Below are 23581 nucleotides of genomic sequence, written 5' to 3'. Positions count from 1 at the left end.
CGTCGACTCCGCTGGAGCCTTCGCCGTCGGTACCGAAGAAGATCATTGCGCCCTCCCAGGTCTGTCCGGCCCGGCGGACCGGACTCGGCCTCAGTCTCCTATTCGGACGGAACGAGTTTCAAGGAGACGGAGTTGATGCAGTACCGCTGGTCCGTCGGGGTCGGATACCCCTCACCTTCGAAAACATGCCCGAGGTGGCTGTGACATGTGGCGCAGAGCACCTCGACGCGGGTCATGCCGAGCGTGCGGTCCTCACGGAGGATGACCGCGTCGCCGGCCAACGGCGAGAAGAACGACGGCCAGCCGCAGTGCGAGTCGAACTTGGTGTCGCTGCGGAACAGCTCGGCTCCGCAGGCACGGCATTCGTAGACGCCCTCGGTCTTGGTCTCGGTGTACTCGCCGGTCCACGGACGCTCGGTGCCTGCCTGGCGCAGCACCGCGTACTCGGCGGGGTTCAGCTGGGCGCGCCATTCCTCTTCGGAACGCACGACTTTGGGGGTGGCGCCGACAACAGGTTCCATGTCCCTTTATAACGCGGGCACCGGTGCTGGGCTTCCCGGCGGCCGCCACGCACGAGGCGCCGTAAGACGTCGTTAAGGGTTCAGAAGATGATCGCGAGGATGTCGCCCAACGCGAACCAGATCGTGAGGATCACGCCGAGCAGGATGAGCCCGACCACCAGGACGGCCACCAGCCGCTGGTGGCCGGTCGTGCGGTTCGCCGAGTCGGCGAAGTCCTGCACGCCCTCCAGGTAGCCCTCGACCGTGTAACCGGGGCGCTGCCGCTTCATCCGGTCGAGGTGCTCGGCGAACGCCTTGGTTTCTGGGTCTTGCGGGTCGAGACCGATCAGTTCCTCCTGGAACTTCTCGCGCTCGTCCTTCGAATCGCCCATAACCCCCAGCTTAGTCAGCAGGCCAGGGCAAGCGAGGGCTTGACGGCACCAACCGCGCGCCCGTGGCCCAGCACCGGCACGGTGGCGAGGTCCTCGACCTTGCTCACGTCCACGCCGAGCCGCTTGAGCACGGCGACGATGACGACCGCGCGGGCGCGCGACGAGCCGTCGGCGATCTTCAGCGCCACGCCTTCGCCGGTGGGCAGGCCGACCGCGTAGACGCCCTCGGCGCCGTCCTTGGCGATGACGCCGGGCAGGGCGTCCATCAGCGCCGTGACGTCACGGCCGGTGCCGCCGACCCACTGCGGGTAGGTGTTCATGGCGGTGGCCACGCGGTGTTCCAGCGTTCCGGCGGGAGCGCTGGCCAACCGGCCGAACGCGCGCGCCAGGCCGGTGAGGCTGATGGCGAAGATCGGAGCGCCGCAGCCGTCGACGCCGACCTGGGCGACGGGTTCACCGGCCACGTCCTCGATCGTCTTCCGGGTGGCGACCTGCAACGGGTGCGTCGGGTCCAGGTAGTCCTCGATCGACCAGCCGTTGGCGACGCAGGTGGCGAGCATCGCGGCGTGCTTGCCGGAGCAGTTCATGTACTTCGGGGCGGCGGCCAGGCCGCGGGCGAGGTGCTGGGCGCGGGCGTCCTCGCCGAGCGGGAGGTCCGGGGTGCACTGCAGCGCGTCCTCGCCCAGACCGGCGGACGCGAGGATCTTGAGCGCGCCTTCGACGTGGAAGTCCTCGCCCGAGTGCGAGGCGCAGGCCAGGGCGAGCAGCTCGCCGTCGAGGTCCAGGCCCCGGGAAATGCCACAGCGGAGCATCGCGAGGGCCTGCAGCGGCTTGTTGGACGACCGCGGGAACGCGACGTCGCCGGGACGGCCGATCTCCAGGACGGTGGTGCCGGACGCGTCGGTCGCGACGACGGTGCCGTGGTGCACCGACTCCAGGAAGTCGCCCCGCCAGACCTCAGCCACAACCTCGTGTCCCATGCCACCCCTCCAACGTCTCGAACTGCCAACTGTCGACAGTTGACAATGCGGCTAGTGTAACCAGGAGACGGCCGCCGCCGTCCAGAGCAGGAGACGAAAGTGACACCTCCGCTGCACCTCAGTCTGGCCGGGCAGGCCGTGGACGTCCTGCGCGAGCAGGTGCTCACTGGGGAAATCCCTCCAGGCTCGCGGGTCAACGAGGTCGAGGTGGCGCAGAAGCTCGGGATCAGCCGCGGCCCGCTGCGCGAGGCGATCCGGCACCTGGCCTCCGAGGGCCTGCTGATGCTGGTGCCGCACCGGGGCGCGTTCGTGCCCGACGCGGACGCCGACGACGTCAAGGCGCTGTTCGAGCTGCGCACGGCCCTGGAATGCGCGGCCGCGGAACTGGCGGCGTCCCGCCGGACCGACGTGGACCTGGTGCGGCTGCACGAGGTGTGCGAGGAGAGCCGGCGCAACTACCGGGCGGGGCAGCCGTTCCCGTACCGGCTGGACCTCGCGTTCCACCAGACCCTGATCGACGCGGCCCGCAGTCCGCACATCGCCGGGCAGGTGCGGCTCGTGCAGCAACGCGTGGTGCTCCTGCGCAGCGCCTTGCTGGACGACGACCCGCCGCACCAGCACGCGTCGATGGACGACCACGACGAACTCGTGCAGGCGGTCGCGGACGGGGACGCGTCCAGGGCGTCGACCGTGATGCGGCGGCACCTCTCCCGCGTGTGTGCGCAGATGCTCACCAGCATGAACCGCTAGCTTCGGTGGCATGACGTTCGGCGCTCGACTGCTGCACCACCGCAAGGCCGCAGGGCTCAGCCAGGAAGAGCTCGGCGAACGGTCCGGCGTCAGCGTCCGCGCCATCAGCGACATGGAGCGCGGCCGTGCCCGCTCACCCCAGCGCCGCACGACCGAAGCCCTCATCGACGCGCTTGACCTCGACGAACCCGACCGCGACGAGCTGCGCAGACTCGCCAGAACGGGCCGGGTCGCGCTGCCGGGGCCGGTGTGGTCGTTGCCGATGTACGTGGCGGACCTCGTGGGCCGGGACGTCGAGCTCGGCACGATCGCCGGGATGCGTGACGGGCTCGTCGTGGTCCACGGCGCTGCGGGGACCGGTAAGACGAGCCTCGCCGTGAGAGCCGCCCATCTGCTTGAGGAACGCTTTCCGGACGGACAGCTGTTCATCGAGCTGGAGGGTTCCGCACCGCCGCTGCTGCGGTTGCTCAAGGACCTCGGCGTGCATGCCGAGCATCTGCCGGAGGATGCCCACCGCCAGATGAGGCTCTACCGGTCGTTGCTCGCGGGGAGGCGCCTTCTGCTCGTGCTGGATGGTGCGAGCTGTGAGGAGGAGGTTCGCAGGCTCGCGGCCGATCTGCCGGGCTGTCTCACGATCGTGACGTCGCGGCGCAGGCTCGCCGGGCTCGCGGAGGCCACCTGGATCCGGCTCGGTGGCCTCACCGAGGACGCCGCGGTGGAGCTGCTCGCGTCGATCATCGGCCGGCCGCGCGTCGACGCCGATCCGGGGACCGCGCGGGAGCTGGTGCGGTTGTGCGGGAGGTCGCCGCTCGCGTTGCGGATCGCGGGCAACCGGCTCGCCAGCCGTCCGCGCTGGCCGCTCGCTCACCTGGCCGAGCAGATCGAGGAACGCCGGCTCGCCGCGCTCACCGCGGGCGACCTGGAGGTGCGGGGCGCGTTCGAGGTCTCGCTGGCGCACCTGCCCGACCACGCGAAGGCCGTGTTCCGCAGGCTGGGGCTGCTGATCGGCGGCCACGTCACCCCGGAGCTGGCCGCCGAGCTCGCCGGCATCGGTGTCGCCGAGGCGGAACAGGCGCTGGAGGAGCTCGCCGACGTCAGCCTCCTCGACGCCGACGATCACGGGTACGGGATCCACGGCCTGGTCCGGACGTTCGCCAACGACCTCCTCGACGACACCGGTGACGCGCGCCGCAGGATGCTCGCGTGGTTGCTGGAGACCGCGGTCACCGCCGGTGTCCTCTTCGGACAGACGGGTGACGCGCGACGGGTGGTTCCCCGCGGCGAGACGGACGTGCGGACGGCCAGGCGCTGGCTCGACGAGCACCGCGACCTCATGCCGGAGATCGTCTGCCAGGCGCAGAGGCAGGGCCTGCACGACGACGTGGCACGCGCGGTGATCGCACTCTCGCACTACGCCGCCATCGAGCCGAGTCCGGTCTGGGAACGCGTCTACCGCGCCGCACTGGCGTCCGCGCGCGAGCCGTGGCAGGAGATCGTGCTGCTCAGCCAGCTCGGCTGGGTGCTGTTCGACGTGGTCGGCCGGCCGGGCGACGCGCTGGAGGTGCTGACCCGCGCCGCAAAGCGCGCCGAGTCGACGGGGGAGACCGGGCACATCGGCTGGGTGTGGCTCATCGCGGCCGCCTCGCACAGCGGGCTCGGTGACCTCGACGAGGCGGAACGCGTGTGCCGCAAGGCGATCGAGTGGATGCGTGAGCCGATGGACGTGCTCTACGCGCGGTCCGTGCTCGGCGTGCTGTGGCAGCGAATGGGCCGTGCGGACGCCGCGGTCGCCGTACACACAGAGGTGGCGAACGAGATGAGTGCGTTCGCCCGCACCACTTACGAACTTTCCGCGCTCGGCCGCACGCTCTGGTGGCTCGGCCTTGCACTGATGGACGCCAACAGGCTCGATGACGCCGTGTCGGCGTTGACCGAGGCCGAGAAGGTCTATGAGCGCGCACGGATGAAGTCGTGGCGTGCGCGCGCACTGTGGCATCGCGCCGAGGCTCATCGTCTGGCGGGACGGATCGCCGAGTCCGATGAGGACTTCACGGAAGCGTTGGCGGCGTTCCGCGCGACCGGTGACGGCGTCCAGGAGATCCAGGCGTTGCGCGCGCTCGCCGACAACGCCAAGTCACGAGGTGACGACAGCGCGTATCGGCGTCATCTGCGAGACTCGCTCGCGGCGTGCGCGCGGTGGGACACCGACGCGACGCGCGAGATCGCCGCCGAAGTGCGGGAGTGCCTGGCCAGAGGGTGAGGGAATGCGGGCGACCACCTTCAGCGAGTTCCTGCGGTACTACCGCCGCCGGGCGGCCCTGACCCAGGAGGACCTCGCCGCCCGCACCGGCCTGGGCGTGCGGACGCTGAGCGATCTAGAACGCGGCCGCGTGCAGACCCCGCAGGCGCAGACGGTCGACCTGCTGGTGACCGGTCTCGGCCTGGACGCCACCGAGACGGCCGAGTTCGTCGCGCTCGCCCGGTCGTCGCAGCCCTGCGCACCCCGCGCCGAACGCACCGACTGCGCACCACCACCGGCCACCCGGCTCACCGGTCGCGCGGCCGAGCAGGACGAGCTCGCCGAGTGCATCCACCGCGCGGCCGCGTCGTCGGTGCTGGACGTCGTGCTCGTGCACGGACCGCCTGGCGTCGGCAAAACCTCTCTCGCGGTCGATGCGGCCCATCGGTTCGCCGAAGCGTTCACCGACGGCTGCCTCTACCTGGACCTGCGCGGCATGGACGCCGCCCCGCTCACGCCGGACCGGGCGACCGAGCGGGTCCTGCGCGCGTTCGGGGTGCCGGACGCGAGGCTGCCGTCCGATCCCGCCGATCGCTCACGCCTGTACCGGTCCATGCTGCGTGAACGGACCGTGCTGCTCGTGCTCGACAACGCCGCGAACGAGGCCCAAGTGCGGCCGTTGCTCGCCGCCAGCCCCGGTTCGCTCGTGCTGGTGACCAGCCGCAACGTGCTGGCGGGCCTGGACTGCCGCGCCCGCCTCGACCTCGGTCCGCTGAGCCACGACGACTCCGTCGCGCTGCTCGCCGCCACCGCCGGTGCCGACCGCGTCCTGGCCGACCGGGCGTCCGCGGGCCTGGTCGCGACGCTGTGCGGGGGAGTGCCGCTGGCGCTCGCCATCGCGGGTCACCGGCTGACCGGCCGCACCACGTGGTCGTTGCGGCACCTCGCCGACCGGCTGTCCGACGAACGTGCGCGCCTCGACGTGCTCGCGACCGGGGACGTGCAGGTCCGCACCGCGTTCGAGATGTCGTACCGCCAGCTCGCCCCGCGGACCGCGACGATCTTCCGCAGGCTCGCGCTGGTGCACGGCCCGGACACGTCCGTCGCGCTGGCCGCGGTCGCCGCGGACGTCCCGGCCGAGGACGCCGAGACGTTGCTGGAGGAACTCGTCGACGCGAGCCTTCTCCGACCAGAGGTACCCGGCCGGTACTCGTGCCACGACCTGCTCCGCGACTACGCGCGCGAACGCCTGCACAGCGAGGAACCCGACCACGAGACACACCGCCTGCGCACGCGCGACTGGCTGCTCACGACCGCGACGCTGGCCGCGTCGGCGTTCCACCCCGACGACCAGGGCGCCTCGGACCTGGCGAGCGCCGACCGCTGGCTCACCGACGAGCTCGCGAACTGGCGCGGCGCGTTCCGCGAGGCCGTCGACGACGGCGCGCACGAGCGGGTGCTCGCGCTCGCCAGGTCGATGCACTGGTACTCGGACCACCGCGGGCCGAGCGAGCTGTGGCGCGAGGTCTACACGGCGGGTGTCGCCGCCGCGGCCGAGCTGGGTGACCGCAAGCGGCAGGCCCAGCAGCTCAACTTCGTGTGCTGGGTCTACTTCGCCCGGCACCCGAACATCCCGCTGGCCCTGCGCTGGCACGAGGAGGCGTTGCGGGTCGCGCGGGAGTGCGGCTCGCTGGAGGAGACGGCCTGGGCGCACTACTACCGGGCCGGCATCGAGTCCCGGCTCGGCAACCACGAGACGGGCGTGACGCACGCCAGGAAGGCCGCCGAGCTGTTCCGCGAGGCCGGTCAGCCGATGAACGTGGTGTTCGCGTTGTCCTACACCGGCGTGCTGCTGCAACGGCTCGGACGCTTCGACGAGTCGGCCGAGACGCAGCGCGCGTGCCTCGCGCAGGAACGTGCGCTGCGTGGGAACCAACGCGGCGTCTCGCTGGAGAACGCCGCCCAGCTGATGCTCCGGCTGGCCGACGCCCTGGTCGCGGCGGACCGGCACGACGAGGCGCTCGACGTGGTGGCCGAGGCGGAGGAACTGCTCGCGCAGGGCGCGCCGAACCTGCGGGCCATGGTCAGGCACACGCGCGGCCGTGCGCTCGTCGCGGCCGGGCGGCTCGCCGAGGCACGCGTCCAGCTGACCGGTGCCGTGGACACGTTGTCCGACCCGGAGACCACGGTGTCCCTGCTGATGGAGCTCGCCGCCCTCTGCGACCGCATGAACGACCACGACGCGGCGATCCGCCACCGGGTGCGCGCGCTCGCCGAGTGCGAGGGCTACGAGTCACCCGGCATGTCGAGGCTGCGGCAGGAGGTGGCGGAGGCGCTCGGGATCAGCCTGTCAGCGTAGGACCGTGCCGAGGAACGCGTCCGCGTCGAAGTGCTCGGTACCGGGCGGCACCAGCCGGTAGGTGGCGTCGAGGAACTTCCGCAGCGTCCCGGCCGGCACCCGGAACACGGTGACGTGCCGGTCGGAGACCAGCTCCAGCACCAGCGTGCGCCCGGCGTTCGGCCGCAACCGGACGTCGCCGCGACCCGACGGCGAGCTCAGGCCCTCGGTGAGCAGGTCCCTGCCCATGATCCAGGTCGCGACGGTGCCACCGGCGTGGAACTTCATCGTGACCGCGAACGGGTCGTCCGCCTGGTAGAGCAGCTCCGTCTCGACTGGCGCGGTGCCGCCGTCGGGGCGGACGAAGTCGAAGACGGTGCGTGACGCGACCCGCATCGGTACTCCCTGAGATGTTCGCCGGTGTTCAGCAGGTGTCACGTAATGCGCGCTGAATTGGTTCACGGTGGCGCGTTGCCATTTACCAATTCCGTTGTGCGAACGGGCAGACCTGCGGAACTTCTGCCGGTCCTTCTGCATGGTCACGGGAGAACGCCCGCGTTTTGCTGGACGGCATGGTCACCCCGCTGCGTCCCGGTCTCGTCGAGGCCGTCGTGCGCCAGGCCGGAGACGTGCTCGTGGGGCGGGAGCGGGAGATCACCGTCTTGACAGCCGCGCTCGGCAGTGGGCGGTCGTGCGTCGTGTCCGGGGCGACCGGGATGGGCAAGAGCGCGTTGCTGTCGGTCGCGTCGTCGATCGCGGTGCGCAGCGGGATGCGGCCGGTGCGCGGGCTGCGGGCGTTGTCCGGGGCGGACCGGCACGCGTTGCTGGTGGTGGACGACGTCGAACAGCTCTCGGCGGGCGAGGTCGAACGGCTGGCGCGGTTTCGGGGCGCGGTGGTGCTGGCCGGGGACTTCGCGTTCCCGCCGGAAGGGCTGGCGGACCTCGTGGCGGACGCCGTGCGGGTGCCGTTGCGGCCGGTGGGCGCCGACGCGGTGGCCGAGCTGGTCCGGCGCCGGTTCGACGAGGACTCGCCGGAGCTGACCGCGTTGTGCCTCGAACACAGCGCGGGCGCGCCGGGCGTGGTGAGCGACGTGCTCGACCTCGTGGACTTCTCCGCGACCTCGTTGCGCGGGTTGCGGTTGCCGCGGCTGTTGCGGGCTGTGCGGCGGCATTGGCAGACGCTGGACGCCGATGCGGTCGGTGTGGCCCGTGCGCTCGCGGTGCTGGGCAACGCCTCCCTGGATCTGCTGGGCGAGGTCGCCGGAATGGACTCGTGCGACACGCTGGCCGCGTTCGAACGACTGGCGGACGCGCGGCTCGTCGTCGGCGAGCCGATGCGGGTCCGGTCTCCCGCGCTCAGTGACGCGATCTGGCAGGAGATGGCACCGGAGCTGCGTGAACGCCTGCACCGCGCGGCCGCGACGGCGATGCGCCGACGAGCTGATCCGGCGGTGGCTGAGCACCTCGTGGCCTGTGCGGAACCCGTCGGGGCGCGGTGGGCGGCGCCGGTGTTGCGCACCGCTGCCCGGCTGCACCGGGCCGCCGGGCGGCCGGAGAGCGCGGTGCGGTGCCTGCGGGCGGCTTTGCGCGAACCGCTGAGCGTGCGGGTGCTCGCGCAGGTCGCGGTGGAACTGGCGCAGCTGCACCTGCGGTGCGGGATCGCCCCTCGGGCGGACGAGCTGGCGCGGTGCTGGCGGCGGTTGTCCGCGGCGGGCAACCCGGACGGCGCGCTGGACTGGCTCGCCGCGGTGGTGCTGGACTGGCAGTGCGACGAGGACGTGCTCGGCGTCCCCGCGGCCGACGAGGGGCCGCCCGTGTCGTTTCGTGCGGTCGGGCTGGCCATGAGTCCGTTGAGCGGCCGCGAGATCGTCGGTGACCCGCCGGTCGCGCCCGCGTTGCGCGCCTTCTGGACCGGTGAGGGGGCGGAGCAGGTGCTCGCCGACCTGCCGGAGCACGCGATGCCGTCGGTCGTCCTCGCGGGGCTCGGTTTGTTGCGCGGTGGTTGCGCGGTGGAGCTGCCGGTCCGGCTGGTCGGTGCGGAGAACGACTGGGTGGTGGCGCTGGAGATGTGGTCGTGCCGCGACCACGCCGAGGTCTCGCGGCGCATGTGCGATCTCGCGAACCGGGCCTCGCCGTTGCGGGGCTGCGTCGCGTTGGCGGCAGCCGCGTTCGTTGCGTCCTGTCTGGACAGCGGGCGGCCCGGTGAGGCGCGGGAGATGTTGGTGCGCCTCGGGTACACCGGCACGTTGTCGCCGGCGTGGGTGTGCACGATGTTGCTGCACCAGCGGGCGCGCATGCACCTCGCGCTCGGGTCGCCGCGGGCCGCGCTGGCCGATGCCGAACGTGCCGGGGCGGCGGATCTGGTGGAACTGGCGCGGGCGGCGCTGGAGGAACGGCCGGCACCGGTGCGGTGCGGCGCCTGGGCGAAGCTGACGCCGCACGAGTCGCGCATCGTCGAGCTGGCGCTGGAAGGGGAGACGAACCGGGAGATCGCCACTCGGTTCAACGTCACCCAGCGCGCGGTCGAGCTGCACCTGACCCGTGTCTACCGCAAGGCCGGGATCAGCAGACGCGTGCAGCTGTCGTCCGTTTTCGGCCCCATTTGAGACCAGTTGTCACCAAAGGACCGTGAACTGGTCGCGGTGGTCTGTCGTGCTTTGCCAACAACGGCAACGAAACGACGGGAGCCTCCACGATGTCCGATCACGACGAACCGCAGCGCACCCCGATCGTGCCCGCCGCACCCGAGCACGACGTGCACGACGTGCTGCGGGGCACGATCACCTGGGACCAGTTCCACGCCTCGCGCGCGGCCTGACGGCTGCTACAGCAGGTTGGCACGGATCGCCCACGCCACGGCGTGCACCCGGTTGCGCAGCCCGAACCGTTCGAGCAACTGGTGCAGCGCGTACTTCACGGTCCGCTCGGAGCAGAACAGCCGCGCGGCGACCTCCGCGATCGTGGCGCCGTCGGCCAGCAGCCGCAGCAGCTGCAGATCGCGGTCGTTCAGCACCGGCGACCGTTCCTGCACCTGATGCCCGCCGACCAGGAGCCTGATCAGCCGTTCGGCGTTGACGTCCGCGCGCCGCAACGGAACCGGGAGCCCCGCCTGCGCGGCGATCGACGGCGTGAGGTCGTGCACCCGTGCCGCGATCACGACGATTCGCGACGAACCGGTGGCCCGCAGCCGTGCCGCCTGTTGTGCGCACAGTTCGTTGACGAGCGCGAGTAAGACGTGCGCATCCGTGCGGTCCTGCACCACCCGCACGCGTGGTGATGTCTTCAGCAGATGGGTCACACCGGCCGCGCTGATCAGGTCTCGGGACTCCACCGCGACGCGCACCGGTTCGATTCCGGCGTCCACGGTGGCCAGGGCACTACTCATGGTGCGAATCGTGCGGATTTTCAGCGGTTGTCCACTTCGGAAAACCGAACCCATCCGATGACTACCTGTCGGTCCCCTGTCGACGCGCGGAACTCGCCGGTCGGCCAGTGCTCGATCCGCAGCTCGTCGCCGGGCAGCACCGGGGCGGTGAAACGGGCGTGCAGCTCGGTGAAGTCCTTGTCGCGCACGGCGATTCCGAGCGTGCACAGGCCGTGCAGGATGGGGCGGGCGAACCCGGCCCTGCGGGCGAACTCACGATCGTGGTGCATCGGGTTGACGTCGCCGGTCTCGCAGTACCGCAGGGCCTGGTCCCCCGATGTCTGGAAGAAGCTGACCTCGGGTTCGGTGTCAGGTGTCCCGAACCTGCGGGTTTCGCCGCGTTCGCCGCCGAAGCCGCCTTCGCCCTTGATGAAGCACGACGAGCGGGTGGACGCGTACTCCGACTCCCAGGTGCTGACGACGAGTGCGCCGGAACCCTTGTCGTGGATGCCGGTCACGGTCTTGGTGACGACGGCGGAACCGCTTCGGGGAAGCCTCCGGTGCAGCCGCAGCGACTGCTCGGCGTGCAGGACCTGGGTCATGTCCGCGCCGGTCAGGCCCAGTTGCGGGCCGCCGTGCTGCAGCAGCGGGATGGCGAACGCGGGGGAGTAGCCGCCGACCGCCGCCGCGTACACCTCGGCGTCGTCGGCCGACCAGGTGCGGACCTGTCGTTCGACGACGCCGAGGATGTCGTGTTGCAGCACTATCCCAGTGTGCCTCGAATGTTCGCGTGGCCCTTGAGGAGGTTGCGGGCGATCGTGCGGCGCTGGATCTCGTCGGTGCCCTCGTAGATCCGCAGCAGCCGCAGCTCGCGGTACCAGCGCTCGATCGGCAGCTCGCGGGTGTAGCCCATGCCGCCGTGGATCTGCAGGACGCGGTCGACGATCTCGTTGGCCTTGATGCCGCCGTAGAGCTTGGCGATGGACTGCGCCTGCCGCGAGTCCTGCTTCTGGTCGACGAGCCACGCGGCGTGCAGCACGAGCCAGCGCAGCGCCTCGATCTCGACCGCGGAGTCGGCGATCATCCACTGGATCGCCTGGTACTCGGCGATCGGCTGACCGAACGTGACGCGGTTCTTGGCCTGCTCGATCGCCATCTCCACCAGCCGCTCGACGCTGCCGAGCGCACGGGCGGGCAGCAGGTAGCGGCCCTGGCCGATCCACTGCATCGCGAGGTGGAAGCCCTTGCCGACCTCGCCGAGGACGTTCTCCTCCGGCACGCGGACGTTGTCGAACACGAGCGCCGCCGGGCCCCACTGACCCATGGTCGGGATGGGCTCGGACTTCCAGCCCATGTCGCGGTCGACGAGGAAGCACGTGACGCCGCCGTCGGCGCCCTTCTCCTTGTCCGTGACGGCGAAGACCATCACGAAGTCGGCTTCGTTGCCCTGCGTGATGAACGTCTTCTCGCCGTTGATCACCCACTCGTTGCCGTCCTTCACGGCGGACGTGCGGATGGCCTTGGCGTCACTGCCGGCGCCGGGCTCGGTGATCGCGAAGCACGAGACGCGCTCGCCGGAGATCGTCGGCAGCAGGTAGCGCTGCTTCTGCTCCTCGTTGCCGTGGAACAGGATGTTGTCCGCGTAGCCGCCGAACCGGAACGGCACGAAGCTGCGGCCCAGCTCCGCCTCGATGAGCGCGGTCATCATCGCGCCGAGGCCCATGCCGCCGTACTCCTGCGGCGTCAGCACGCCGAAGAAGCCCGCGGCCTTCGCCTTGGCCTGCAACGCCTTGAGCTCGTCCTTCGGCAGACCCGGCTGACCGGCGCGTTCGCGGCGCAGCACCTCGGGCTCCAGCGGGATGATCTCCTTGCGCACGAAGGTCCGCACCCAGTCGCGGATCTCCTTCTGCTCGTCATCGAGCGTGAAGTCCATCTGCTTTCTCCTTTTACCCGTACGCGTCCGAAAGCGCCGAGGGGTCTCTCCCGAGAAACCGAACAGTGTTAGGTTAACCCACATGCCCCGGCCGAGCACCCCTCTGTTGAGCCCCGACCGCATCCGGTCGACGGCCCTGGCCATCGTCGACCGCGACGGCCTGGACGGTCTGTCGATGCGCAAACTGGCCGCTGAGCTGGGCGTTCAGGCGGCCTCGCTGTACGGGCACGTCCGCACCAAGGACCAGCTCCTCAACGACATCGCGTCCTCCATCCTCTCCGCGGTCGACGTGTCGGGGTTCGACGTGGACTGGCGGGAGGGCTTGCTGCGGTGCGCGCGCTCGTACCGTGCGGCTTTGTCTTCGCACCCGAACATCGTCCCGTTCCTGGCCTACGGGCCGGCGGGACGTGACGAGTCCCTGAAGCGGCTCGACATCCTGCACGGCGCCCTGGTCGACGCGGGCTGGTCGCGGCGCGAGGCCACGATGATCGTCGCGGGCCTGATGTACATCGTCTTCGGTTCGGCGCTGTCGTCGTTCTCCAGCGGCTTCTCCGCCGACCCCGCCGACTACTCCGGGCGCTACCCGCACCTCGACCGCGCCCACCTGCTGCCGGGCGTCGCGCGCGAGCTCGACCGCGACAGCTTCGAGCTGGCGCTCGCGGCGTTCGTGCGCGGCCTCTAGTGTGCTGGCGTGGCTGCCAAGTCGAAGGCGATCGAGCTCGAAGTCGGTGACCAGCTGGTGCGGGTGTCCAACCCGGACAAGCCGTACTTCCCCGCGCGCGGCATCACCAAGGGGCAGGTCGTCGAGTACTACCGCACCGTGGCGCCCGTGCTGCTGTCCGTGCTGCGCGACCGGCCGGTGGTGCTGAAGCGGTACGTCGACGGCGTCGAGGGCGAGGCGTTCTACCAGAAGCGCGTGCCCAAGGGCGCTCCTGAGTACGTCGAGACCGTGCAGGTCAAGTTCCCCTCGGGCCGCCCGGCCGACGAGATCTGCCCGACCTCGGAAGCCGTGATCGTGTGGGCGGCCAACCTCGGCACGTTCGACTTCCACCCGTGGCCGGTGCGGCGGCCGCGGGTCGACCACCCCGACGAGCTGCGCATCGACCTGGACCCGCAGCCGGGCACCGACTTCTCCGACGCGGCCCGCGCCGCCTCGGTGCTGCGCGAGGTGCTGGCCGACGCCGGCCTGACCGGCTACCCCAAGACCTCCGGCGGCCGCGGCATCCACGTGGCCGTGCGGATCCGGCCGGAGTGGGACTTCATCGACGTCCGGCACGCGGTGATCGCCCTGGCCCGCGAGGTGGAGAAGCGGGCACCGTCGCTCGCGACCTCGGCGTGGTGGAAGGAAGAACGCGGCGAGCGCGTCTTCATCGACTTCAACCAGGCGGCCCGCGACCGCACGATCGCCTCGGCCTGGTCGGTGCGGGGCACGCCGCGCGCCACCGTCTCCACGCCGGTCACGTGGGACGAACTGTCCACTGTGGACCCCGATGACTTCGACGTGCTGACCGTGCCGAAGTACCTGGAGGAGCGCGGTGATCCGCACGCCGCGCTGGACTCCGAGGCGTTCGGCATCGAGACCCTGCTGGAGTGGTACGCCGCCGACCCGCGCGGTGAGATGCCGTACCCGCCGGACTACCCGAAGATGCCGGGCGAGCCGATGCGGGTGCAGCCGTCGCGCGCCCGCAAGCAGGAGTGAGCCAACCGGCTGTATCGGAACCGGATCCGGCGACCGAACTCGTAGAATGAACGGAACGCGAGAGGAGGTCGCGATGTCCCAGCCCTATGTCGTGCGGTACGTCGGCGGTCCCCTCGACGGCCGGGTCGACTCGCTGCCCTCGACGCCGGAGGATCCGAAGCAGACCGTGACGTACGTGCACCTGCACGGCGGCCCGAAGATCGTGCACATCTACGACCTGTCGTACGCCGTCGAGTACGGGTGCGAGTACCGGCTGCGCGCCGAAGAGGCCTGAGCGACCCGCACGATTGTGAAAGCGCTTCCTGAGGAGCGGCCGTGAGTTGATCTTCCCGCCGACCCGGTGCTCAGAATTGTCAGGGGTGTAGGGCATGCTGGGGCACAGGTGTTCGAACGGCGGGGAGGCAGGGCGATGGCGAAGAAGAGCGGGTTGTCGGCGGAGGACGTCGACAACCTGCGCTCGCAGCTGGACGGAGGCACCCAGCCGCTGGTGTGGTTCACGGCGGCCGCGGTGGGCATGGAGGCGGGGCGCTCGGCGAAGCTCCTCGCGTTCACCGAACCCGAGGAGGGCGATTTCATCCAGGTGCGCCCGACCGGGTCGAAGGACGAGATGTCGTTCAGCCCGGCGGAGCTGACGCTGGAGAAACCGCCGCCGCGCAAGAAGCCCGCGGCCCCGCCTCCTGCGCCACCGCAGCCGCCGCGAGAGACTGAGATCCTCCATCCCTACGTTCCGGAGGCGCCGGTGAAGCCCGCGGCCCCCAAGCCGAAACCCGCTCCCGCGGTCGTCGCGGAGCCGCCGCCCGCGAAGCCCGCGCGCAAGCCCTCGGCGAAGGGCGCCACACCCGAGGTCACCGTGACGCTCGTGTCCGCCGGCGAGGGCGAGTGGACCGTGGAGGTGCTGCAGGGCACCCGCAGGACGGTCCGCCCGACTCCGGTGTCACCGGCCGCCGTGGCGCAGGCCGCGAAGCTGCTCACGCCCGAGGTCGCCGAGATCGTCGAGGGCGTGCTGAACGCGGCGCGTGCTCAGCAGCTCGCCCGCGTGGAGCAGCTGCGCGCCGAACTGGAGGCCGCGCAGAAGGCGCTGGAGGACCTGGGCGCGTAGCGAGGTCACGCGCTGCGACGCACTGGGTGGTTGTCCGCACGCGTTCGGGTGAGAGGGCTTCCCAGGGCTGGTGCCGGGGCGGACCGTGGGACGCGCGGATGTCCCGCGCAGGTCCGGCTTGGAGTACGGGGAGGCCCTGATGGGTACGTGTGGGTGCTGTTCCGGGTGCACGGGGCCCGGCTGCGGCTGCTGTTCGAGCTGCTGACACAAGATTGGGCCGGGGAGCGTTCCGCGGGAGGCTCCCCGAGCCGTGATCACGGCGGGCAGACCGTGCCGTTCGACGGCACCTTCGCGTCGATCAGGTAGTCGCGCACCGCCGTCGTGGCGCACCCGGACCGCGTCAACGCGCCCTGTCCGCTGCCCTGCCAGCCGATCAGCGCCGACCCCGGCAGCCGCTGCGCCGCGTGCTCGGTGCCGGGCGCGGGCGTCGAGACGTCGTTGGCCGTGCTGAGCACGACGATCGGCGGCGCGCTCTTCAGCGGGTCGACCTTCTCGTTCTTGGGCGGCGGGAACGGGTTGCAGTGCAGCAACTGGCGGGCGAACAGGGCACCGAACACCGGGTGCTTGCTCTGCCAGTCCGCGGTCAGCGCCTTCACCCGGTCCGGCGGGATGCGGGTCGCGGTGTCGTTGCAGCCGATCACCAGGCCCGCGTCGAAGCGGGGTGGGTTCTCGTTGAGGTCGTTCACGATCGGTTCGAGCAACGCGAACAGGCCGCTGCCGTCGCCGGCGCGGGCCTTGACGACGGCGTCGGCGAGCTGCGGCCAGCGCGCCCGGTCGGCGAGGCCCGCCACGATCGCGTTCAGCGCCGAGCCGGGGGTGAGGTCCACGTACTCGCCGCGCAGCCGTCCCGACCGCAGTTGGTTGAGCAGCGCCTGGACGTCGCCGCGCGGGTTCGCCAGCGCGCAGCCGCGGGTCTTGCAGTCCTGGGCGAACGCGTCGAGCGTCGCCTCGGCCGCCACCGCCCGCGACTCCAGGATTCCGACCTGGTCGAGCGTCGGGTCCGGGGCGCCGTCGAGCACCATGCGGCCGATGCGGTTCGGGTAGCGCTGGGCGTAGGTCGTGAGAACGCGCGAGCCCTCGCCGAGACCGAGGGCGTTGAGGCGTTCGGTGCCGAGGTAGTCGCGGAGGCGTTCGAGGTCGGCGGCCGCACGCCACGAGTCGAACGCGGTCAGCCTGCCTTCGAGGTCGAGCACGCATTCCTGCGACGCCTCACCGGCGGCGACGACGAGGTTCGACTGCTCGGTCTCGGCCGGGTCGTACTCGACGAGCTGCGCGCGCGTTGCCGCCGGAACGCATGACACGCCGTCCGAACTGCCCGTGCCGCGCCGGTCCATGCCGATGATCGTGTACGTGCTGAGGACGTCCTTCGGCAACGACGCCGCGAGCCGCGCGGCCTTCAGCGTGCCGGGCTCACCGGCGGGGTCGTTGACCACGACCAGCGCGCTCTTGCCCGTACCGACCCGCATCAACGAGATGCCGAGCGTGCCGCGTCCCGGACGTCCCGGTGGGTCGAGCACGACCGTCATGCGCGCGCACTCGTACTTCTGGTCGCCCTGGGGAGCGTCGGCGCCGAGGCGGTCCTTCATCCGTTCGTTGCACGGCGACCAGCCCAGCGAGTCCTGTTTGTACTCGGCGAGCGGTGGCACGGGCTGCGGCCCCGCGAGCGTGCTCTGGTCGACGGGCTGGTTCTCCTCGCCCTTGACCGCGATCACCGGCCGGGTCGAGGGTCCCGCGCTGCACGCCGTCAGCACGCTCACTGCCAGTAGGGCCAAGGCAGCGCGACGCACAGATGTCCTCACTCTCGTTCACACTCCGGATGGCTGAGCTTCGCACGTCACAGGTATGAATGCCGTGAGTGTGGTCCGTGTGTGTTGCCTCACCGGTGCCTCCAACTCGGGTGCTTCGCCGCGCGGCCGTGGGTGAGGATGGGACTCATGGCTCACGCTGATCGGCTCCCCGTCGCCCGGTTGACGGGTGGCATCCCGCCGACGGCGCTGGTGCTGCTGGGCATCGTGAGCGTGCAGGTCGGCGCGGCCTTCGCGAAGCAGCTGTTCGCGGTCGCGGGCGCGGCGGGCACGGTGACGCTGCGCCTGGTCGTCGCCGCGGTCGTGCTGGTGGCGATCTGGCGACCGTCGTTGCGCCTGGACCGCCGCATGCTGGTCGTCGTCCTGAGCTACGGCGTGGTCCTCGGCGCGATGAACCTCTGCTTCTACTTCGCGCTCGAACGCATCCCGCTCGGCGCGGCGGTGACCATCGAGTTCCTCGGCCCGCTGACGGTGGCCGTCGCGGGCTCCCGCCGGTGGCTCGACGGCCTGTGGGTGCTGCTCGCGGGTACCGGCGTGGTGCTGCTGACCCGCGTGCAGGGCGGGCTCGCGCTGCCGGGCGTGCTGTTCGCGCTGGCCGCGGGCGCGTGCTGGGCCGCGTACATCCTGTTGGCGGCCAAGCTCGGCAGCAAGTCCAGCGACGGCAAGGGGCTCGCACTCGCGATGGTCGTGGGCTCGGCGGTCGCGCTGCCGTTCGGCATCTCCTCCGCCGGTACCGCGATGCTCGACCCGGTCGTGCTGGCCGCGGGGCTCGCGGTGGCGCTGATGTCGTCGGTGATCCCGTACTCGCTGGAGCTGGAAGCGTTGCGGCGCATGCCACCTCGCGTGTTCGGCATCCTGATGTCCATGGAACCGGCGGTGGCCGCGCTGGCCGGTCTGGTGCTGCTGGGGGAGCAGCTCAAGCCGGCGCAGTGGGTCGCGGTGTGCTGTGTCGTCGTCGCGTCGGTGGGCTCGACGCGGTCGGCCCGGCCGGAGGCCTAGCGGCCTCTCAATCCTGCCGCTCGCCCGTTCGTTGTCGATGAAGGGACCCTTCCTCCACCTGAGGTGGAGTAAGGCGCCCTTCATCGAGCACCCGGCACGACGCGTTCGGACGCGGGTGACGGAGGCCTAGCGGGCCTTGAGCTCGCCCCTCAGCACCGACGCCACGTCGTAGCGGGCCGGGATCTCCAGCTGGTCGTAGCGGCACGACAGCGGTTCGCGGTCCGGCCGCCACCGCGCGAACTGGCCGTTGTGCCGCAACCGCACGGGGTGGTCGCCCTCGGTCTGGGTGTAGTGGATCTCCAGCACGCGTTCGGGCCGCAGCGCCACGTATTCGGCCTGCTTGCCGCGCCACCGGTTGATCTCGCCGGGAATGCGTTGGCCCGGCTGGGGATCGGCCCACGGGTGGTCGTCGGACTCGGTGATCAGCGGTGCCAGTTCGGCGGCCAGGTCACGGCGTTCGGCGGCCTTGAACGAGCCGCAGACGCCGATGTGGTGCAACAGGTCGTTGTCGTCGTAGACGCCGAGCAGCAGCGAGCCGACCGCGGTGCCGGGCTCGGTGTCCTTGTGCCAGCGCAGGCCCGCCAGCACGACGTCGGCGGTGCGGGCGTGCTTGACCTTGATCATCGAGCGCTTGCCGGGCGTGTACGGGCCGTCGGCCGGCTTGCCCATCACCCCGTCCAGGCCCGCGCCCTCGAACAGCGTGAACCACTGCCGTGCTGTCTCGACCGAGGTCGTCGCGGGCGTGATGTTGAGGTCCGGGAGCTTCAGCAACGCCTCGCGCCGCGCGATCGTGGGCTCCTCCAGCAGCACCTCGGAGCCCAGCGCCAGCAGGTCGAACGCGACGAACGTGGCCGGCGTCGACTCCGACAGCAGCGCCACGCGGGAGGCCGCCGGGTGGATGCGCTCGGACAGCGCGTCGAAGTCCAGCTCGTCGTTCTTGGCGACCACGAGCTCGCCGTCGACGACGGCGCGTTCCGGGAGCACCTCCAGCATCGAGGCGACGACCTCGGGGAAGTAGCGGTTGAGCGGCTTGCCGCTGCGCGACTGCAGGAAGACCTCGTCGCCGGAGCGGAACACCACGCAGCGGAAACCGTCCCACTTCGGCTCGAACACCAGGTCGGCAGCGTCCGGGATGCCGTCGACCGCGGTCGCGAGCATGGGCTGCAGAGGTGGCGTCAGCGGTAGGTCCACGCGGACATCCTGCCTCTTCAGCTGGAATTTCGCCGCTGATACCGCAACAACAGCACGTCGTCGGCTTTGAGCGCGGAGGCGAGTGCCAGATCCACGGGAGGGATCACCGCGCCGTGCGCGATCCGCGACGAGTCGCCCACGGTCAGCAGCGGCGCCACCGTGAGGTTCAGCGAATCCACCAGCCCGTCGGCGACCATCGACCCGAACAGCCGCGGCCCGCCCTCCAGGTTGATCTTGTGCAGGCCACGTGCCGCGAGCTGGGCGACGGCCGCCTTCAGATCCACCTCGGACTCACCGGCCACGATCACGTCCGCCGGCAGGTCGGGCAGCTGGGCGGCCGCGCAGGTGATCACGATCGGCCGCACCGAGTCGTCCGTGAACAGCGGCAGGTCCGGCGTGAGCGTTCCGCGTGCGGTCACCACGGCGATGGGCAGCCGCTTCGACGGGCGGTAACCCTCGATCAGCACCGTCCCGGCACCGACCAGCACGACGTCGGCGAGGTGACGGCCGAGCGAGAAGATCTGCTTGTCGGCGGGCGAACCCAGCCCGGCGGATCGTCCGTCGACCGACACCGCACCGTCCACGCTGGACACGAAGTTCGCCGTCACCCAGGTGCGCCCCTCGGGGTAGGCGTAGAGCGACTCGAGGGCTGTGTCGGTCATCTCAACGCCCGGTGAGGGCCACAACATCTGCACGAACACATCCCATCACGCCGATAGGCTGCGGGCATGCGCTTGTCCGACCGGGATCCCCAGATCGGGGCTGACGAACTGATCGAGGGCCTGGTGCCGCCGCCGAGGTTCGACACCGTCAGCTTCGACAGCTACCTGCCGAACCCGGACGAGCCCAGCCAGGCCGCGGCGGTGCAGGCCTGCCGCCTGTTCGCCGCGCGGGTGAGCCTGAAGCGCAAGAAGTGGTCGCTGTTCGGCGCCAAGGAGGACGAGGGCAAGCTCGGCCTCTACCTCGACGGCGGTTTCGGTGTCGGCAAGACCCACCTGCTGGCGTCGCTGTGGCACGCCGTCCCCGGCCCCAAGGCGTACGGCACGTTCGTCGAGCTGACCAACCTCGTCGGCGTGCTCACCTTCCCCGAGGCCGTGAAGCGGTTGTCGGGCCACAAGCTGCTCGCCATCGACGAGTTCGAGCTCGACGACCCCGGCGACACCATGCTGGTCACGCGCCTGATCAAGGAGCTGACCGCGGCCGGCGTCTTCATCGCCGCCACGTCGAACACGCTGCCGGACAAGCTCGGCGAGGGCCGGTTCGCCGCCGCCGACTTCCTGCGCGAGATCCAGTCGATGTCCTCGAAGTTCGACGTCGTCCGCGTCGACGGCCCCGACTACCGCCACCGCGGCCTGCCCGACGCCCCGCCGCCGATGTCCTCCGACGAGCTGGAGACCAAGGCCGCCGCGACCGACGGCTCGACCATCGACGACTTCGACGACCTCTGCAAGGCTCTCGCCCGCATCCACCCGTCGAAGTACGGCAGGCTCCTCGACGGCGTCAGCGCCGTGCACCTCAAGGACGTCAAGGCGGCCCCGGACCAGAACGTCGGGCTGCGCCTCGTGGCGTTCGGCGACCGGCTCTACGACCGCGACATCCCGGTCGCGGTGTCGGGGCAGCCGCTGTCGGAGCTGTTCACCGACGAGATGCTGCGCGGCGGCTACCGCAAGAAGTACCTCCGCGCCGTCTCCCGGTTGGTCGCGCTGAGCCGCTGACCAGGCGCGTCCGGAGAACCGTCAGGGATCGAGGTCGACCACGCCCTTGCCGCTGGAGACGTCCAGCGGCACGGAGACCTGGTCGTGGGCGATCAACCAGGCGCCGTCGATCTTTCGCATGCCGTAGGTGACCCGGACCCACATGCCGTTCGTCCGCGTCCCGCTCGGCAGCGTGCCGCGCAGGCGAGCGAAACCATGTCCGTACGCCACCTCGTCGCCCACGGTGAACGTCAGGTCGCGAATCTCGTAGGTCACGGTCTCGAAGAACAGGAACACCCGCGCCCAGTTCTCGAGTTTCGCCGCGATTCCGACGTGCTGGAGCGGCGGCTCGACATCGAAGGACACGACGTCGGTCGTGTACAGCTGCCGCAGGGCCTCGATGTCCTTGGCCCGCAGTGCTTCGACCACCTTGCCGATCTGCCCGCGAATCTCGACCTCATCGCGGTCGGCCTGTGCTCCGAATTCGTTGGCTGTAGTCATGATTCGGGGTTACCTCGTGACCGGATGGGTGATTTCGGCTCGCATCCGCTCGTTCGGCGTCGCGATGTCCCACACCCGGACGGTGCCCTGCGCGTCACGGTAGGCGCCGGTGCCGCCGGTGATGGCCATGTCGAGCGGGCTCTCGCCGGTGACCCAGAGCGATTGCACGGTCAGCGATCCCCGCTCGAGCCTCGCCGTGAGCAGGCACTGCGTGGTGATCTTGGCGCCGTCGACCTGGATGACCTGGCACGAACCCCCGCCTTGCCCGACCCGGCGGCCGTCCTTGAGCAGCCAGCCGGAATACACGTAGAGATCACCCACGCTGGTGCCGGTCGGCGGCAGGTCGGGGGCCGCGTACTGGTCGTTCTCGACCGCGAGTTCCAGGATCTCGGGATGCTCTGACCGGCTCGCCGAGCCGGTCTCCGCTCCATAGGCGCTGAGCCCGCCACCCACCAGCAGCGACCCCACGGCAGCCGCGATGATGGTTTTCCTCAGCGTTGTCATCCGATACATGATCTTCTTCCTCGTCTCCGGATTTCGTCCGACACCGAGAAAGCTATGACGCTGAGGTTATTTTGACTAAGACCAATATCGCTATGACGTTATAGCCGTGGCGGTATACGTCCAGTCCCAGCCGATGATCGTGTCGCGCAACCTGCGGGCGGCGGCCGAGAGGTGGTCGCCGGTGCCCCAGTAGAGGGTGAGCGTGCGGCGGCAGTCCGGGGCGTCGACGGCGACCAAAGCGGCCGAGGTGCTGGGGGTCGAGCGTTTGGCGAGGTCGGGGACGAGGCCGACGCCGAGGCCCGCCTTGATGAGTTCCGCGATGGCGCTCAGCTCGTCGCCCTCGCAGACGATCTTCGGAGTGAGGCCGCGGGCCGCGAAGAGCCGATCGAGCAGCCGGCGATGCCAGTGCCCCTTGCCGGCGGCGATGAAGGGTTCGTCGGCGAGTTCTTCGATGGTCACCGAGGTTCGGCCCGCCAGCGGGTGATCGAGCGGAGTGGCCAGCCACATCGCCTCGTCCAGCAGCGGGACGGCTTCCAGCCCGTCGGTGTGGATCGGCTGGGAGGCGACGCAGAGGTCGACGTCGTGCGCCAGGAGGCGGCGGGCCATCTCCGCGGCGGGTGTCTGGCGAAGTTCGACTTCGACGCCGGGATGAGCCTGCTTGAAGGCCGCGAGTGGCCCGATGAAGGTCAGGAAGGTCTCCGAGGCCAGCCGCACGGTGCCGGAGCTCCCGCTGACGGCCTCGGCGACGGCCCGCCGACCTGCGTCCAGTTCGCCGAGCGCGCGTTCGACGTAGTCGCGGAAGAGCTTTCCGGTGTCGTTCAGCCGGAGCCGCCCGGCTCGATCGAACAGCGGCGTGCGGAGCTCGCTCTCCAGCCGGGCGATCGTGCGGCTCAGCGACGGCTGGGCGACGCGCAGCTCGTCGGCCGCGTGGCTGAGATGTTCCAGCCGCGCCACCACGAGGAACTGCCTGAGCGAGTTCAGGTCCACTGCACGCCATACCTTCCCGGACATAACCGCATGTCAATACTGACCTTAGGCGCGATAGTCCTCTTGATATAGCTTCGAGACGGTGCGGTACGTCGCCGGGCTCGCCCTCGTGGGCGACCAGCTCCAGACCGCCGATCACCCCCAGCACGGCGAGCCCTGCTGCTGTGCGTCGGGTCTCGGCGCGAGCTTCTTCGAAAATCCCCCAGACATGCGCGGCAGTACGACTGAACCGGTGCCGCCGAGTTTGACTACGGCGGCGTTCGAGTATCCACTGGGTGACGAGCGGGAATGATGACGTCCCGACGTCTTCCGGAGGCACCCATGCTGAGTGAAGCCGAACGCCGCTCGCTCGCGGAGATCGAGCAGCGGTTGCTCGCCGAGGAACCGAGACTCGCCCGGACCATGAGCCGCCCGGTTCGGCCGTGGTTGTTCTACTCCCTGCTGCTCGTCTTCGGCGGCCTCACCGTGCTGCTGACGGTGATCGGCGCGCTCGGTCCGGCGTTCCAGTGCCTGCTGGTCACGGCCAGTGCGCTGGTGCTGCGCAGATACCCGATCCGTCTCCGGTAGCCGGAAACTCGCTGGCGTTCACGACCCGCCGGCGCAGAC

The 23581-nt window shown here is 70.5% G+C and carries 26 protein-coding genes; 13 read left to right on the top strand and 13 right to left on the bottom strand.

The features are described 5' to 3' along the window. Positions 1–98: 98 nt before the first annotated feature. From msrB to ABZV40_RS14085, 3 genes are all read right to left on the bottom strand, one after another. A complete protein-coding gene (gene msrB / locus ABZV40_RS14095) occupies positions 99–521 on the bottom strand; it encodes a peptide-methionine (R)-S-oxide reductase MsrB (protein WP_355440011.1) in 423 nt (140 codons plus the stop codon). An 80-nt stretch (positions 522–601) separates the two neighbouring features. Beyond that, positions 602–892 (bottom strand): hypothetical protein, encoded by a 291-nt coding sequence (locus ABZV40_RS14090; protein ID WP_355440009.1) that lies wholly within the window; start codon positions 890–892, stop codon positions 602–604. 14 nt (positions 893–906) lie between these two features. After that, the gene (locus ABZV40_RS14085) at positions 907–1872 is read right to left on the bottom strand and encodes an asparaginase (protein WP_355440007.1); all 966 of its coding nucleotides are present in this window, start codon (positions 1870–1872) and stop codon (positions 907–909) included. A gap of 99 nt (positions 1873–1971) precedes the next feature. Between ABZV40_RS14085 and ABZV40_RS14080 the strand changes: the two genes are divergently transcribed. Genes ABZV40_RS14080 through ABZV40_RS14070 form a run of 3 tightly spaced genes read left to right on the top strand, consistent with a single transcriptional unit; the run spans position 1972 to position 7220 of the window. Further along, positions 1972–2622 (top strand): GntR family transcriptional regulator, encoded by a 651-nt coding sequence (locus tag ABZV40_RS14080; RefSeq protein WP_355440004.1) that lies wholly within the window; start codon positions 1972–1974, stop codon positions 2620–2622. A 10-nt stretch (positions 2623–2632) separates the two neighbouring features. Continuing rightward, positions 2633–4882: a helix-turn-helix domain-containing protein gene (locus ABZV40_RS14075; protein ID WP_355440001.1), complete on the top strand. Its 2250-nt coding sequence runs from the start codon at positions 2633–2635 to the stop codon at positions 4880–4882. Positions 4883–4886: 4 nt separating this feature from the next. Beyond that, positions 4887–7220 carry a helix-turn-helix domain-containing protein gene (locus ABZV40_RS14070; protein WP_355439998.1) on the top strand — a complete coding sequence of 778 codons (2334 nt, stop codon included), beginning with the start codon at positions 4887–4889 and terminating at the stop codon, positions 7218–7220. On the opposite strand, the gene ABZV40_RS14065 is transcribed toward ABZV40_RS14070, so the two are convergent. Further along, positions 7212–7595, bottom strand: coding sequence for an SsgA family sporulation/cell division regulator (locus ABZV40_RS14065; RefSeq protein ID WP_355439995.1), 384 nt, complete (start codon positions 7593–7595; stop codon positions 7212–7214). The two genes, ABZV40_RS14070 and ABZV40_RS14065, sit on opposite strands and share 9 nt — an antisense overlap. A 176-nt stretch (positions 7596–7771) precedes the next feature. Between ABZV40_RS14065 and ABZV40_RS14060 the strand changes: the two genes are divergently transcribed. Together ABZV40_RS14060 and ABZV40_RS14055 are read left to right on the top strand one after the other, a co-directional pair. Further along, the gene (locus ABZV40_RS14060; RefSeq protein WP_355439992.1) at positions 7772–9805 is read left to right on the top strand and encodes a LuxR family transcriptional regulator; all 2034 of its coding nucleotides are present in this window, start codon (positions 7772–7774) and stop codon (positions 9803–9805) included. Between the two features lie 89 nt (positions 9806–9894). Beyond that, positions 9895–10017, top strand: a complete 123-nt coding sequence (locus tag ABZV40_RS14055) for a hypothetical protein (RefSeq protein ID WP_355439989.1) — start codon at positions 9895–9897, stop codon at positions 10015–10017. 6 nt (positions 10018–10023) lie between these two features. On the opposite strand, the gene ABZV40_RS14050 is transcribed toward ABZV40_RS14055, so the two are convergent. From ABZV40_RS14050 to ABZV40_RS14040, 3 genes are read right to left on the bottom strand one after another with little or no spacing between them, the layout of a single operon-like run. Then, a complete protein-coding gene (locus tag ABZV40_RS14050; RefSeq protein WP_355439986.1) occupies positions 10024–10584 on the bottom strand; it encodes a helix-turn-helix transcriptional regulator in 561 nt (186 codons plus the stop codon). Between the two features lie 20 nt (positions 10585–10604). Then, positions 10605–11327, bottom strand: a complete 723-nt coding sequence (locus tag ABZV40_RS14045; RefSeq protein ID WP_355439983.1) for a MaoC/PaaZ C-terminal domain-containing protein — start codon at positions 11325–11327, stop codon at positions 10605–10607. Next, the gene (locus tag ABZV40_RS14040; protein ID WP_355439980.1) at positions 11327–12496 is read right to left on the bottom strand and encodes an acyl-CoA dehydrogenase family protein; all 1170 of its coding nucleotides are present in this window, start codon (positions 12494–12496) and stop codon (positions 11327–11329) included. The genes ABZV40_RS14045 and ABZV40_RS14040 overlap by 1 nt, the downstream gene beginning before the upstream one ends. Before the next feature lie 82 nt (positions 12497–12578). On the opposite strand from ABZV40_RS14040, the gene ABZV40_RS14035 reads away from it, so the two are divergent. The 4 genes from ABZV40_RS14035 (at position 12579) to ABZV40_RS14020 (ending at position 15294) form a co-directional block, all read left to right on the top strand. Then, positions 12579–13178 (top strand): TetR/AcrR family transcriptional regulator C-terminal domain-containing protein, encoded by a 600-nt coding sequence (locus ABZV40_RS14035; RefSeq protein WP_355439977.1) that lies wholly within the window; start codon positions 12579–12581, stop codon positions 13176–13178. Positions 13179–13187: 9 nt separating this feature from the next. After that, positions 13188–14195 carry a non-homologous end-joining DNA ligase gene (gene ligD / locus ABZV40_RS14030; RefSeq protein WP_355439974.1) on the top strand — a complete coding sequence of 336 codons (1008 nt, stop codon included), beginning with the start codon at positions 13188–13190 and terminating at the stop codon, positions 14193–14195. A gap of 73 nt (positions 14196–14268) precedes the next feature. Then, positions 14269–14469 (top strand): hypothetical protein, encoded by a 201-nt coding sequence (locus ABZV40_RS14025; protein WP_355439970.1) that lies wholly within the window; start codon positions 14269–14271, stop codon positions 14467–14469. Positions 14470–14604: 135 nt separating this feature from the next. Further along, positions 14605–15294, top strand: coding sequence for a DUF6319 family protein (locus tag ABZV40_RS14020; RefSeq protein ID WP_355439968.1), 690 nt, complete (start codon positions 14605–14607; stop codon positions 15292–15294). Positions 15295–15548: 254 nt separating this feature from the next. Here ABZV40_RS14020 and ABZV40_RS14015 read toward each other — a convergent pair whose 3' ends face one another. Then, complete coding sequence (locus ABZV40_RS14015; protein WP_355439966.1) at positions 15549–17051, bottom strand: alpha/beta hydrolase; 1503 nt, start codon at positions 17049–17051, stop codon at positions 15549–15551. A gap of 168 nt (positions 17052–17219) precedes the next feature. Between ABZV40_RS14015 and ABZV40_RS14010 the strand changes: the two genes are divergently transcribed. After that, entirely contained in the window at positions 17220–18098 is an 879-nt protein-coding gene (locus ABZV40_RS14010) for an EamA family transporter (protein ID WP_355439963.1), read from the top strand. Between the two features lie 126 nt (positions 18099–18224). On the opposite strand, the gene ABZV40_RS14005 is transcribed toward ABZV40_RS14010, so the two are convergent. Continuing rightward, positions 18225–19289 (bottom strand): ATP-dependent DNA ligase, encoded by a 1065-nt coding sequence (locus tag ABZV40_RS14005; RefSeq protein ID WP_355439960.1) that lies wholly within the window; start codon positions 19287–19289, stop codon positions 18225–18227. A 17-nt stretch (positions 19290–19306) separates the two neighbouring features. After that, positions 19307–19951, bottom strand: coding sequence for a dihydrofolate reductase family protein (locus ABZV40_RS14000; RefSeq protein ID WP_355439957.1), 645 nt, complete (start codon positions 19949–19951; stop codon positions 19307–19309). A gap of 66 nt (positions 19952–20017) precedes the next feature. Between ABZV40_RS14000 and zapE the strand changes: the two genes are divergently transcribed. Then, positions 20018–21004, top strand: a complete 987-nt coding sequence (gene zapE, locus ABZV40_RS13995; protein WP_355439954.1) for a cell division protein ZapE — start codon at positions 20018–20020, stop codon at positions 21002–21004. A gap of 21 nt (positions 21005–21025) precedes the next feature. Here the strand turns inward: zapE and ABZV40_RS13990 are convergent, their stop codons facing one another. From ABZV40_RS13990 to ABZV40_RS13980, 3 genes are all read right to left on the bottom strand, one after another. Further along, a complete protein-coding gene (locus ABZV40_RS13990) occupies positions 21026–21484 on the bottom strand; it encodes a nuclear transport factor 2 family protein (RefSeq protein ID WP_355439951.1) in 459 nt (152 codons plus the stop codon). Positions 21485–21493: 9 nt separating this feature from the next. Further along, the gene (locus tag ABZV40_RS13985) at positions 21494–21988 is read right to left on the bottom strand and encodes a hypothetical protein (protein ID WP_355439948.1); all 495 of its coding nucleotides are present in this window, start codon (positions 21986–21988) and stop codon (positions 21494–21496) included. A gap of 90 nt (positions 21989–22078) precedes the next feature. Continuing rightward, complete coding sequence (locus tag ABZV40_RS13980; protein WP_355439945.1) at positions 22079–22999, bottom strand: LysR substrate-binding domain-containing protein; 921 nt, start codon at positions 22997–22999, stop codon at positions 22079–22081. 58 nt (positions 23000–23057) lie between these two features. Here ABZV40_RS13980 and ABZV40_RS13975 point away from each other — a divergent pair, with 58 nt between their 5' ends. Further along, entirely contained in the window at positions 23058–23267 is a 210-nt protein-coding gene (locus ABZV40_RS13975; protein WP_355439943.1) for a hypothetical protein, read from the top strand. Between the two features lie 29 nt (positions 23268–23296). Next, positions 23297–23542 (top strand): DUF3040 domain-containing protein, encoded by a 246-nt coding sequence (locus tag ABZV40_RS13970; protein ID WP_355439940.1) that lies wholly within the window; start codon positions 23297–23299, stop codon positions 23540–23542. Positions 23543–23581: the final 39 nt, after the last annotated feature.

It is taken from the genome of Lentzea sp. NPDC004782 (genome assembly GCF_040609115.1).
Lineage (GTDB): Bacteria > Actinomycetota > Actinomycetes > Mycobacteriales > Pseudonocardiaceae > Lentzea.
This window is presented reverse-complemented; position numbering and strand designations above follow the sequence as displayed.